11 protein-coding genes and 3 pseudogenes are annotated in these 11,588 nt (G+C 68.9%); 6 read left to right on the top strand and 8 right to left on the bottom strand.

Going from position 1 to position 11,588, the window contains the following annotated elements; all coding sequences use genetic code 11:
* Nucleotides 1-44: 44 nt before the first annotated feature.
* Nucleotides 45-272 (bottom strand): annotated as a pseudogene (locus A4R44_RS01905) (substrate-binding domain-containing protein); the annotation flags it as partial.
* Between A4R44_RS01905 and A4R44_RS01900 the strand changes: the two are divergent.
* From A4R44_RS01900 to A4R44_RS01890, 3 genes and pseudogenes are all read left to right on the top strand, one after another.
* Nucleotides 271-772, top strand: a pseudogene (locus tag A4R44_RS01900) (carbohydrate ABC transporter permease); the annotation flags it as partial. The pseudogenes A4R44_RS01905 and A4R44_RS01900 sit on opposite strands and share 2 nt — an antisense overlap.
* Nucleotides 773-774: 2 nt before the next feature.
* Nucleotides 775-2,046: pseudogene (locus tag A4R44_RS01895) on the top strand (GH1 family beta-glucosidase).
* 134 nt (nt 2,047-2,180) lie between these two features.
* On the top strand, nt 2,181-2,414 hold the full coding sequence (locus A4R44_RS01890) for a hypothetical protein (protein ID WP_067575794.1): 234 nt from the start codon (nt 2,181-2,183) through the stop codon (nt 2,412-2,414).
* Nucleotides 2,415-3,005: 591 nt separating this feature from the next.
* Here the strand turns inward: A4R44_RS01890 and A4R44_RS01880 are convergent.
* Entirely contained in the window at nt 3,006-3,854 is an 849-nt protein-coding gene (locus A4R44_RS01880) for an ion transporter (protein WP_067575792.1), read from the bottom strand.
* A gap of 507 nt (nt 3,855-4,361) precedes the next feature.
* On the opposite strand from A4R44_RS01880, the gene A4R44_RS01875 reads away from it, so the two are divergent.
* Complete coding sequence (locus A4R44_RS01875) at nt 4,362-5,567, top strand: glycosyl hydrolase family 8 (RefSeq protein ID WP_067575790.1); 1,206 nt, start codon at nt 4,362-4,364, stop codon at nt 5,565-5,567.
* Between the two features lie 24 nt (nt 5,568-5,591).
* On the opposite strand, the gene A4R44_RS01870 is transcribed toward A4R44_RS01875, so the two are convergent.
* From A4R44_RS01870 to A4R44_RS01845, 6 genes are all read right to left on the bottom strand, one after another.
* A complete protein-coding gene (locus tag A4R44_RS01870; RefSeq protein WP_067575788.1) occupies nt 5,592-6,128 on the bottom strand; it encodes a M15 family metallopeptidase in 537 nt (178 codons plus the stop codon).
* A gap of 84 nt (nt 6,129-6,212) precedes the next feature.
* A complete protein-coding gene (locus A4R44_RS01865; RefSeq protein ID WP_067575787.1) occupies nt 6,213-7,010 on the bottom strand; it encodes a family 1 encapsulin nanocompartment shell protein in 798 nt (265 codons plus the stop codon).
* Nucleotides 7,007-8,038 (bottom strand): Dyp-type peroxidase, encoded by a 1,032-nt coding sequence (locus A4R44_RS01860; RefSeq protein WP_067575785.1) that lies wholly within the window; start codon nt 8,036-8,038, stop codon nt 7,007-7,009. Before A4R44_RS01860 ends, A4R44_RS01865 begins: the two co-directional genes overlap by 4 nt.
* Before the next feature lie 141 nt (nt 8,039-8,179).
* Nucleotides 8,180-8,917, bottom strand: a complete 738-nt coding sequence (locus tag A4R44_RS01855) for an SDR family oxidoreductase (protein WP_067575783.1) — start codon at nt 8,915-8,917, stop codon at nt 8,180-8,182.
* A gap of 16 nt (nt 8,918-8,933) precedes the next feature.
* The gene (locus A4R44_RS01850) at nt 8,934-9,494 is read right to left on the bottom strand and encodes a phosphatase PAP2 family protein (protein ID WP_067575781.1); all 561 of its coding nucleotides are present in this window, start codon (nt 9,492-9,494) and stop codon (nt 8,934-8,936) included.
* Nucleotides 9,491-10,093 (bottom strand): DedA family protein, encoded by a 603-nt coding sequence (locus A4R44_RS01845; RefSeq protein ID WP_067575778.1) that lies wholly within the window; start codon nt 10,091-10,093, stop codon nt 9,491-9,493. The genes A4R44_RS01850 and A4R44_RS01845 overlap by 4 nt, the downstream gene beginning before the upstream one ends.
* A 91-nt stretch (nt 10,094-10,184) precedes the next feature.
* On the opposite strand from A4R44_RS01845, the gene A4R44_RS01840 reads away from it, so the two are divergent.
* Nucleotides 10,185-10,562: a BlaI/MecI/CopY family transcriptional regulator gene (locus A4R44_RS01840; protein ID WP_043828018.1), complete on the top strand. Its 378-nt coding sequence runs from the start codon at nt 10,185-10,187 to the stop codon at nt 10,560-10,562.
* 2 nt (nt 10,563-10,564) lie between these two features.
* Nucleotides 10,565-11,563, top strand: a complete 999-nt coding sequence (locus A4R44_RS01835) for a M56 family metallopeptidase (RefSeq protein WP_067575776.1) — start codon at nt 10,565-10,567, stop codon at nt 11,561-11,563.
* Nucleotides 11,564-11,588: the final 25 nt, after the last annotated feature.

The raw sequence follows: 11,588 nt of genomic DNA, 5'->3' as shown, positions 1-11,588 counted from the left end.
GAAGGTAGGGCGACCCGGCTGGGAGGGGTCCCGGACCAGCCGGGCTAGCTGGACTCGCGCACGACCAGCGACACCGGCAGGACCTGCGCGCCCGGCGTGACGTCCTCGCCGTCCAGCAGCCGCATCAGCGTCGAGACCATCGCGTGGACCTGTTCGCGCGGATCCTGGTGCACCGAGGTCAACGGCGGCGTCATGGCCGGTGCCAGCGCCGCGTTGTCGTCGAAGCTGACCACCGCGACGTCGCCGGGCACCTCGCGTCCGGCGTCCGACAACGGCACGGTCACACTCACCACGGTGCTGTTCTCGTCGCTGGCCGGGTTCGCCTTCGCCAAACTGCGCTTCCGCGGCCGCAACGGTTTGTTCGTGTTCATCGTGGTGACGCTCGCGGTGTCGAAGCTCGGCTGGGCGGGCGGGCTGCAGTCGGTGATCGTGCCGAACCCGGTCACCGCGTTCGGCGTGTTCTGGATGCGACAGTACACAGTGGACGCTTTGCCGTACGAACTGATCGAGGCCGCGCGCGTCGACGGATGCAGCATGATCCGGGTCTTCTGGAATGTGTGCCTGCCCGCGGTCCGCCCGGCCGCTGGTGGTGCTCGACGCGGGCAGTCCGACCGTGCGGGTGGCACCGGAGAAACCGCAAAGCGGTTACTACGTCGACTATTCACGGGTGCTCGCGGGCACCACGCTGGCCACGATTCCGATCCTCATCGTCTTCCTCCTGCTCGGCCGCCAGATCGTGGCCGGGATCATGCAAGGCGCCGTGAAAGGGTGACCATGTCCGCACAGCCGATCCCCGAGGTGCTCGCGTTCCCGGACGCGTTCGGCTGGGGCGCCGCCACGGCGGCCTTCCAGGTCGAAGGCTCGACCACAGTGGATGGACGCGAGACGTCCGTCTGGGATACCTTCGCCGCGCCCGGGCGCGGTGGCCCGAGGCGACACCGGCGACCCGGCGGCCGACCACTACCGCCGCTACGCCGACGACGTAGCGCTGATGCGTTCGCTCGGGCTCACCGCCTACCGGTTTTCCCTTTCCTGGCCGCGAATCCTGCCGCACGGCAAGCCGGAGCCGCGCGGAATGGACTTCTACGACCGGCTCGTGGGCGCGGGCATCCAGCCGTGGGCGACGCTGTATCACTGGGATCTCCCGCAGTCACTGGAGGATCGCGGCGGCTGGACCGCGCGCGACACCGCGTATCGGTTCGCCGAATACGCCCAGACCATCGCGGCCCGGCTCGGCGACCGCGTGGCAAGCTGGTCGACGCTGAACGAACCGTGGTGCGCGGCGATGCTCGGCTGCGGCTCGGGCGTCCACGCGCCCGGCCGGACCTCGCCGGAAGGCGCCGTGGCGGCGGCGCATCACCTGCTGCTGGGACACGGACTGGCGATGGACGCGCTCCGGCAGCACACGAGCAGCCCGTCCGGGATCACGCTGAACCTGTACCCGGTCGTCGCGGACTCGCCGGACGACGCCGACGCCGATGCCGCCCGCCGGATCGACGGACTCCAGAACCGGTTGTTCCTCGACCCGCTGCTGCGCGGCGGTTATCCCGCTGACCTGCGCGAGGACCTGGCGCGGTTCGGCTCCGACGCCGTGGTGCGCGACGGCGACGAGGCGGTGCTCGGCAAGCCGATCGACTGGCTGGGCGTGAACTACTACCGCGGCTACCGGGTGGCCGGTTCGGCGCGGCCGGGAAGCAGGTGCGTCCCGGCGGGCTGACCGAATCGCTGCGGCAAGTGCATCGGGACTATCCGCCGATGCCGTTGTACGTCACCGAAAACGGCGTCGCGTATCCGGACCCGATCCGCGACGGCGAGGTATCCGACGACGACCGCATCGCCTTCCTCGACGCGCATCTGCGAGCCACGCACGACGCACTGACCCACGGCGTTGATCTCCGCGGGTATTTCTACTGGTCGCTGCTGGACAATTTCGAATGGGCAGAGGGGTACGCGAAGCGCTTCGGCCTGGTGCACGTGGACTTCCACACCCAGCAGCGCAGCGCGCGGTGGTATGCGGAGGTGATCGCCCGTAACGCGGTGCGGTGACCTACTCCCGGGTTCACCCGCACCGCCGGGAAAGACTTTCTCTTCGGGTTTCGCGTCACGGGGTCCGGGCGCGGCCGTCGGACCAGTGCCGGGGCTGCCCCGAACGGCCCCGCGAGCGGAGACTGGAGTGTCCGATGACGGTGCGGAGCCGGGTGACCGACGAGGTCACCACGTGGCTGGCCGGGGAATTCGCGGGCCGGGTGCCCGCCGAGGCGGTCAAGGTGGTGGTGCGGGCGGCCGGACGGGACCTCGACGGCAGGGTCGTCCCGGACGAGCACGGCGACCTGCTCTACCGAGTGGCGCGGGCCAGGCTGGTGCGGATGCTCGCCGCACCAGGCGAGCCGCACATCCCGCGTTCGCGCCGGTAAGCCGTTTGCTCCCGGATCCGCGCGGGCCCGGGAACAGATTCCGGTGGCGTGAGGTAACCAGGCGCGCGCCGACCGTGTTCGCCGCGCGCCGGAGACTGCTACGAGCCCGGCACCCGGCTGCTCAGCGGCGCGTGCGAACGCTCCGGCGGCCACCAGACCTGCGCGGGCGGCGGGGGAACGTCGTCGTCTGGAAGCTCGAGTGCGTCCGCGCCGCTCTGCCAGCGGTTCCAGTGCACGGAACACAGTCCGCGCCACAAGGAATCCTCCGTGCAGTCCCGCCTGCGACACCTGCGTACCTGCTGCCCGCTATCAATCACGTCCACGACTCCAAACCGCGCTCAACCTCCCCGCCGGCTCCAGTCTGCCTCGGCTCCGCCGGGAACGCCCCGTACTCGCGCCAACACAACCCTTGTGCAGCAACGGAACGGGAGATCTCACCCTACTCCAGCCACCTGCGCGCGTGCCGCGCGACCACAGTGCACTCTTTCAGCGGTTGACGCCTTCGCCGCCCGGCGTCAGCTGTGAATCTCCTGTGCCGCAACGGAGAGTGTGCACCCGACGGCATACCGTAGATACGTCCACAATGGATGATCAACGTCGCGGATGATTCGCGTCGTACTCGTGCGCGGCAGTGCGCTGGGTGCGGGCGCGCAGGAGCTGCTCGTCCGGGGAGTCGTCCACATCGGCCAGCCCGAGCGAGACCGCACGGCGGATCTGCTCGCGGTTGTCGCGCACGACGGAGGAGAAGAAGTCGTCGATCCGCGGGTCCAGAAGGACTTCCAGCAGGACCCGGAAGGACGTGTCCACGGTGGCGCGGACGATCTCGTCGTGGAACGGCAGCCTGCGCAGTCTGCCCAGCTGCGGGTCTTCGGAGATCTTTTCGGTGATGATGGCGCGCAGTTCGGTCTTGTTCTCGTTGAGGGATTTGGCGAGGTTCTCCGGGTAGTTTCCGGTTTCGAGAACCTTGACCACCTCGTCCAGGACGGCGATGGTCACCGGTTTTTTGATGGCGCGGACGATGGGTTCGGAGAGCTTGTCCACCAGGCGGTAGGTGAACTGCTCCCCCACGGCGCGGTCGGCGGCCCTTCCCAGCCGGATGATCAGGAGGATCACGCCGAGGACGTGATGGTTCGCGGTGAAGTCCGGGTGGGCGACGGGGATCATCGCGAAGACTTCGTACCAGGTGCGGGCCAGGAAGGCGGCGCGCCAGCCTTGTTTGCGCCAGCGGTGGAGGAGTTCCAGGAAGAAGATGCCGCAGATGACGCAGTCCGCGAGGAAGAACCAGTGGCTGATGTCCGACGGGGGCGGGCTGATGAGGAGCCAGGCCAGCATTCCGGTGGAGACGACCGCCAGGGCGAGCATGATCCAGTCGTCGGCCCGGACGTTGCCGGGGAGGATGCCGCTGTTGAGTTCGGTACGGGCCGGACGGCCGGTGGTCATGCTGGCTCCCTGGTCCTGGGGGTGTTGCCGGGGGTGATGATCCCATGGGAGCGCCGGTGGGGCTGGGAACGCTGGGGCGTTTTGGACGGCTCGTGCTTCGCACATCGCGGGTCGGTCGCGCGGTGGGGCACCCCGAAGCTTGATTGTGCTGACGGTTTGAGGGTGCTTGTCAAGGCGGGAAAGATGCCTTGACAAGCACCCTCAGACCGCATTTTGGCTTCGTATCGGGGTGCGGGGGCGGTGTGGGTGCACCGTTCACTGGGTGCGTTGGCTGCGGTTTCGCGAGTGGGGCCAGCGGGCGCGCGGGCTGTCCGCAGAGGGACCCGTCGCTGGTCGTGAGGGGAACCCTCAGGGAATCAGGGGCCGTGAGGGTGACCCTCACGTACCGCTACGGAACCGGTTCACCTTGGACTTCGAGGCCGGACATCTTGACACCAAACACCCGGTACAGCAGGCTCTTCTCACGCCGCCTAGTTAGGAAAGTTTACTAACAAGGAGACTCCGAAAATGCCCGCTTCCCGGAAGGTGGCGTTGTTCGCCGCCGCTTCCGTCTCGCTTGCTGCTGCGCTGGCTGGCGCTGGGCCCGCTGCCGCGGCTTCCGTGGCGCGTCCGTTTCCGGCGCACGTCACCTATCAGACCGGTGTCCGCCCCTCGGTCAGTCAGACCGAGCAGGACGCCGCGGTCAAGAAGCAGTACGACTCCTGGAAGAAAACTTACCTCCGCCAGGCTTGCGGCGGTTACCTCGTCTGGGCGACCGACGACGCGCCCAACAAGGGCACGGTTTCCGAGGCACAGGGATACGGGATGAACATCGTCCCGTTGATGGCGGGGTATGACGACCAGGCCAAGACGATTTTCGCCGGGATGTGGAAGTTCGTCCAGGACCACCGGGACAGCAAGGGGCTCTTCCAGTGGGTGATCGACGGCAAGACCTGCGAGTACGCCGACGACGGCACCCCTGACTCGGCCACCGACGGCGACCTCGACGTCGGCTACGGGCTGATTCTCGCGGACAAGCAGTGGGGCGGCTACCGCTCCGCCGCCAAGGACTGGCTTGCCAAGATCTACAAGTACGACGTCGCCTCCGATGGGCATCTCAAGATCGCCGACGACGCGGGCGACGACGACACCCGGCCCTCCGACTTCATGCTTGACCACCTGCGCGCGTTCGCGAAGTACGACACCGCGCACGACTGGAACAAGGTCGTCACCCGCACCGAGCAGCTGATCACGCAGTTCACCGCCAAGTACTCGCCGAACGCGAATCTGCTGTCGGACTTCGTGGTCGGCGCGAACACCACCAGCCCGAAACCCGCGCCCGCGGATCACCTGGAGAACCAGCCGGACAACATCGTCGGCTACAACTCCGTCCGGGTGCCTTGGCACCTGGGCACCGATGCGCTGCTGTACGGCGGCAAGGTCGCGACCGAGGTCGCCAAGAAGGAATCGGCCAGCTACCAGAGCCACTCCGGCGGTAACCCGGCCAAGATTTATCCGCACACCAAGCTCGACGGCACGCCGACCAAGACCAGTGACCAGTCCGAGGTCGCGGCCAACCCGGTCGGGGTCGCGGCGATGGTCGCGGGCGACCAGGCCTGGACCGATTCGCTGTGGAAGTACCTGGCGGGCAACCCCTACGACGACACCTACTACGGCGAGACCATCAAACTGCTCGTCTACCTGGTGATGTCCGGCAACTACTGGGCCCCGTGACCCCGGGCCCGCCCGCGCGGACGGCTAACCGGCGGCGTCCGTGCGGGCAGGCGGGCACGTTCCGCCTGGGGTGGTCAGCAGTTCGAAGTGCCACATCTCGTTCGCGTACACCTGGCACAGACCGTATTTCTCGCCGTGCTGGATGAGCCAGTCGGCGGCTCGGGTGGGGGCGACATCGACGGCCTTACCGGACACGTGCGTCGATTTTTCCGGCGTGTTCACGAACTTCCGCGCCTCTTCCAGGCTGCCGTACTTTTCGATGCCGCCGTCGAGCAGCTTCTGCTGATACTCCTTCGTCCGCCAGCCCGACGCGATGTGCATGTCCACTTTGCGCTGACGAGCGTCGGTTGCCGCCTCCTGCAACGCTTTCCGCAGCGCCGGATCGAGATTCCCGACCGCGGGGTAGCTCGTGTCGAAGGGCGTGAGCGTGACGCCTTCCGGGGCGCCGCCCTGAGCCGGGTCGTGGTCTGGATCGCCGTCGAGCGCCGGGAGACCGGAGCACCCGGCGACGACGACCGCGGGCAGCGCGAGCAACACTGGTTTGACCTTGTTCCGCAGCACGCCGCAACTATCGCGAGCGGGTGTCCCCGGAGGGTTCGGCGAACGTCCGCGCCGCGTAACAAGACCGCATGATCAGGTAACGCCTCAGGCAGTCAGCCCGATCCCCGCTTCGGCGGTGTTGACCAGGAAGGTCAGCGTCTCGTAGAAGTACAGCTCCACAGTGGACGCGTCGTGGCTGGAGTACCCGATGGACAGATCCTGTCCGAAGTGGAGCTCGTAGTCGCCGCCGCGGGTGGACAGGACACAGGCGCCGCTGATCGCGGGCGTGCGGATGAGTTCGCCGTCCACGATCTGCTTCAGGTGTTCCAGCACCGGATAACCGTGGTTGGCCGCCTCGTACGCGGCGGTGAACTCGTCGTCGCTGAGCAGGACGGTGTACGGCCCGGCCACGCCCGCGTCGCGCAGTTCGGCGATCGCGTCTCCGATCGCCTTCGGATAGCTCGGGGCCTCCGACGGCAGCGCGATCGGCGACAACGACGAAGCCGGCCGGATCCCGGTGATGCCCGCTTCGGCGAAACCGTCGAGCACGATCCGGTCCTCGGCGTACGCGATCTGCTGCGCGGCGTCCTTCACCGGCTGCCAGTCCGCGTCTTTCGCGCCCCACTCGACCGAATCGACTTCCTCGCGCGAGACCGTGAACGGCACCCGCAGCTCCACGATCCGCTGTGCCGTGCGCAGGCTCGTCGCGACGCCGTCGAACTTGCCGCCGACGCGCTCGCGGCGTCCGGTGCCGATCGCGGCGAGCGCCGGGTCATCGGTGACGACGACGTCGACCACTCGGCGCGCCGCGGCGAACTCGGCGAAGGTGCGCTTCGCCTCCTCCTCCAGGTCCGCCCACGCGGCGGCGGAGATCGGGGCGAGTTCGCGATGCAGGTTGTTCATGACCGAATGCTCCTTCGCAGGCTTCCGATGCCCAGCGACGTCCCGGCGGGCGTCGCGGCAGCCGGTGGTTCCGGCTCGGGCGGGGCGTCCGGCGGATCTTCGAGGAAGTCCGCGGTCGGCACGTAGAACAGCGCGCCGGTGTGCGGCGTGGAGAAGTCGAGAATCCGGTCGTAGGTGCCCGGCGGCGACCCGACGAACATGTTCTCCAGCATTTTCTCGATCACCGCCGGAGATTCGGTGTAGCCGATGAAATAGGTGCCGAACTCGTCGTGCCCCGGACGGCCGAACGGCATGTTGTCGCGCAGGATGTCGAGTTCGTTGCCCTCGTCGTCGGTGATCACGTTGAGCGCGATGTGCGCGTCGGCGGGCTTTTCCTCGTCCGACATCTCCACATCGGACAGTTTGCGCCGTCCGATCACCAGTTCCTGCTGTTCGGTGGTGAGCGCGTTCCACGCCCCCATGTCGTGCAGATACTTCTGCACGACCACATAGCTGCCCCGGTTGAACGGTTCGTCGTCGTCCACCAGCACCGCCTGGTTGACGCCGTTGCCGGTCGGGTTCTCCGTGCCGTCGACGAAGCCGAGCACGTCGCGCGCGTCGAAGTACCGGAAGCCCTGCACCTCGTCGAGCACCTTCACCGAACCGCGCAGCCGGTCCATGATCAGCGATTCCAGCTCGAAGCACAGGTCGAGCCGCTCGGCACGGAGGTGGAACAGCAGGTCGGCCTCGGCGGTGCGGACGCTCGTGTGCTTCTCGCCGGAGAAAACCGGCAGCTCGTGCAGCTCGGCGGGCCGCGGGCCGCCGTAGATCCGGTCCCACGCCGCCGAGGAGATCCCGGCGACACAGGTCAGCCCGGCCCCGGCGGCACGGAAACCGACCGCGCGCTGCAGCCCGGCCAAGTCGGCGAGCAGGTCTTTCGCGGTCTGCTCGGCACCGGCCTCGACCTGGACCATCAGGAAGATCGCCGCCCTGGTCAACGGTGCGGAAACGGCCTGCGGCCCCGGCGGTTCAAGGTCCCCCGCTTGCACGCTCGCGCACCCCTTCTCGCCCGGTGACCGTCCGAGCGCATCCTAACCACGGACGGGCGAGCGCACCCGGCATCGCCACTCGGGCGGGGTAACCGAGTGACGCGGCACAGACGACCTTGTCCGTCTCGACAACTCGCCGGGTCAGAACTGCCCGCCGCCCGCGTGCACCGTCTGGCCGGTGACCCAGCGGGCCCGCTCCGAGGCCAGGAACCCCACGATGTCCGCGATGTCGCCGGGTTCGGCGATCCGGCCGAGCGGCGTCTGGCTCGCGCTGTACTCGACCACCCCGGGCGGCCCGTCGGCGAGGAGCGCGTCGGTGCGGACCGCGCCCGGCAGCACACTGTTCACCGTCACGCCGCGCGGGCCGAGTTCCTTAGCCAGCACCCGCACGAACTGGTCTCCGGCTGCTTTCGCGGCACCGTAGATCCCGGTGCCGGGCCGGGCCGTCTGGACCACTCCGCTCGACACCACGACGATCCGGCCGCCGTCGCGCACTCGCCGGGCCGCCTCGCGCAAGGACACGAAGGTGGGCCGCAGGTTCGTGGTGAAGATCAGGTCGAAGATCTCGTCGGAGGCCTCGGCGAGCGGCACGAACCGGGCGATCCCCACGTTGGCGACGACCACGTCGAGGCCGCCGAATTCCTGTTCCGCGCGGTCGAAAAGGCCACGTAGCTCGGCGTCGTCAGTGACGTCCGCGCGCAGGGCGACTGCCCGCCCGCCGTCCGCGCGGATCTTGGCGACGACGGCCTCGGCCGAGTCCTGATCGGAGCGGTAGTTGAGCGCGACGGAAAACCCGTCCGCGCCGAGTCGTTCCGCGATGGCCCGGCCGATCCCGCGCGAACTGCCGGTGACCAAGGCGACGCCCGTTTCCCTTTGCACAAAGCCAGTTTAGAGCTCATCGGTGCCCGGCCAGGCTCAGCCGAACCGCCACCTTCGCCAGCCGTTCGCCGACCACGAGCCCGAGTGCCCCGATCCCGGCACCGACCACGAATCCCGCTAGCACGTCGTGCGGATAATGCGCCCCGACGTACACCCGCGAAATCCCCATCAGCACCGCGAAAACGAGCGCCCAGAGTCCCCATTTGCGGTTGACCAGCAACAACGCCACCGCGAACGCGGCGACGATGACCGTGTGGTTGCTGGGAAAGGCGTAGTCAGCCGGCGGGTCGCAGGGCAGCAGCGTGTGCACCCCCGGAACCACGCGGCACGGCCGGACCTCGGCGAACACCGACTTCAGCACGGTGTCCACGGCGAGCGCCACCGCGATCGCGATCGGCACCCACGCCGCGGCCGCCAGCGCCGCCGGTCCCCTGGTCCGCGCCCGCCAGAGCACCGCGAGGATCACCGGCACCACCAGGAACACCCCGTACTCGCTGAACGTCGTCGCGATTCCCGCCAGCCAGTGCTGTGACCAGGCGAAATCGGTGACATCGCGATACCAGCCAGCGTCGATCATCGCGGCACGCTCCGGCGTGCGCGGACGAGTTCGACCAGCAGCGGGCTCAGCGAAAGCAGCACCACGACAGCGATGATCGGCAGCAGGTACGTGTCGATGTTGGGCACCGACGCTCCCAGCGCGTACCCGGCCAGCGTCACCCCGACCGTCCACAGCAGACCGCCGAGCACCTGCCACAACGCGAACTTCGCGGCGGGCATCCCGGCGATGCCGACGAGCGGGTTCAACACGGTCCGGACCACCGGGATGAACCGCGCCAGCACTACCGCCTTGCCGAGTCCGTACCGGGTGAGCAGCGCCGATCCGCGCGCGACGCCCTCGTGCAGGTGCTTGCTGCGCACCCGGGCGAGCAGCGCGCCGCCGCCGCGCCGGCCGAGGACATACCCGGTCTGCGCACCGAGCAGCGCTCCGGCCGCCGCTGCGACGATGACGGCCGCGAGCGGCAGGTGCAGCTTCGACGAGGCTGCCAGCACCCCCGCGGTGAACAACAGCGAGTCGCCGGGCAGGAAAAAGCCCACGAGCAGGCCGGTCTCGGCGAACATCACCGCGAAGACGCCGAGCGGGCCGAACGCGGCCAGCAGCCACTTCGGGTCGAGCATGCCCCACCTCCAATTACTACATAACTGTCGAAATTCTACATGAACGTAGTAGCTGACTGAACTGCTTCGACAAGCAGGTAGAATTTGGGGCATGCGCAACGGACGGGGCGAGAGTGCCCGGCGGGCTCCCGGCGAGCTGGAGGCCGAGGTGCTCGCGGTGCTGTGGGAATCCGACGAGCCGATGTCGGCCGCCGGCGTGCAGGAGCGGATCGGCGGCGGGCTGGCCTACACCACCGTCGTCACGATCCTGTCCCGGCTGTTCGAGAAGGGCGTGGCAACCCGGGAGAAGCAGGGCCGCTCGTTCACCTACCGCGCCGCCGACGACGAACCCGGGCTCGCCGCCCGCCGGATGAGCAAGGTGCTCGACGCCGAAGCGGACCGGTCCAGCGTGCTGGCGAAATTCGTGTCGAACCTGTCCGAATCGGACGAGGCCGTGCTGCGCGACCTGCTGCGCCAGAACGGCGGCTGACCGTGAACCCCGACCTGCTCGCTCCGCTGCTGCTGCCGCTGGCGTCCTGGCCGGTGGCGCGCTGGATCGCACCCCGATTGCCGCCGCGGCTCGGCAGCTGGCTGCTCGCCGGTTCCGCGCTGGTGCTCGCCGTCGGCAGCACGGCGACGCTCGCGGTCCTCGCGGCGGCGGGTCTCGCGCAGTTGCCGTTTGTCGGCGAGCTGGGCGATTTCTCCGCGATCGCGTTCCACGGAGCCGACGCGGTGAACCTGCCGCTGGCGATCGTCAGCGGGGTCGCGCTCGTCGTCACCGCTGTCGCGTTGACGCGGGCGGCGATGCGGCACGCACGTTGGCACCGGAAGGTGCACGCCGAGCTGAACACGCACACCCGCGAGGCTGGCTTCGTTCTGCTGCCGGGTGCGGAACCGGTCGCGTTCGCGGTGGCTGGAGGCGGCGGCCGGATCGCGGTGTCCAGCGGGATGCTCGCGGTGCTGGAACCCCAGGAACGCCGCGCACTGCTTGCGCATGAACGCGCACATCTGCGGCTGCGGCACCACGTTTTCGCCGCGATCGTGACGGTCGCGACCACGGTCAACCCGGTGCTACGACCGCTCGGCTCGGCGGCCCGGTTCGCACTCGAACGCTGGGCGGACGAAGCGGCCGCGGACCGCCTCGGCGACCGGAAACTGGTGGCCACGGCGGTCGCGAAGGCCGCACTGGCCAGCCGGTCCCAGCCGTCGCTCGCGCTTGCCGCGACCGGCGGACCGGTGCCGCAACGCGTGCGTGCACTGCTTTCCGCCCCGCCGTCCGGTTCGCGGCGGAATCCGTTGGCGGCCGTGGCGGTGGCGGTCGTGCTCGGCGCATGCACCTGGTCAGCGGCCAGCACGCTCGACGCGGCGACCGATCTCCACTCCGGACTCGAGACCGCGCAGCACGCCGCTTGCGTGCTCGCGCAGGGGACCCACGGCGAGTCCGCGCTCCCGGCATTCCGACACCAGCACCGGGACTGCGCCGAGCGCTGATCGCCACGCTCCCGGCGCGGCGGCG

It is taken from the genome of Amycolatopsis sp. M39, from assembly GCF_001651785.1.
Taxonomy (GTDB): Bacteria; Actinomycetota; Actinomycetes; order Mycobacteriales; family Pseudonocardiaceae; genus Amycolatopsis; species Amycolatopsis rubida.
This window is presented reverse-complemented; position numbering and strand designations above follow the sequence as displayed.

Coding starts and splice junctions, on each gene's coding strand:
- A4R44_RS01875 (WP_067575790.1), top strand. CDS start 4,362: ATGCCCGCTTCCCGGAAGGTGGCGTTGTTCGCCGCCGCTTCCGTCTCG.
- A4R44_RS01850 (WP_067575781.1), bottom strand. CDS start 9,494: ATGATCGACGCTGGCTGGTATCGCGATGTCACCGATTTCGCCTGGTCA.
- A4R44_RS01840 (WP_043828018.1), top strand. CDS start 10,185: ATGCGCAACGGACGGGGCGAGAGTGCCCGGCGGGCTCCCGGCGAGCTG.
- A4R44_RS01865 (WP_067575787.1), bottom strand. CDS start 7,010: ATGAACAACCTGCATCGCGAACTCGCCCCGATCTCCGCCGCCGCGTGG.
- A4R44_RS01845 (WP_067575778.1), bottom strand. CDS start 10,093: ATGCTCGACCCGAAGTGGCTGCTGGCCGCGTTCGGCCCGCTCGGCGTC.
- A4R44_RS01880 (WP_067575792.1), bottom strand. CDS start 3,854: ATGACCACCGGCCGTCCGGCCCGTACCGAACTCAACAGCGGCATCCTC.
- A4R44_RS01890 (WP_067575794.1), top strand. CDS start 2,181: ATGACGGTGCGGAGCCGGGTGACCGACGAGGTCACCACGTGGCTGGCC.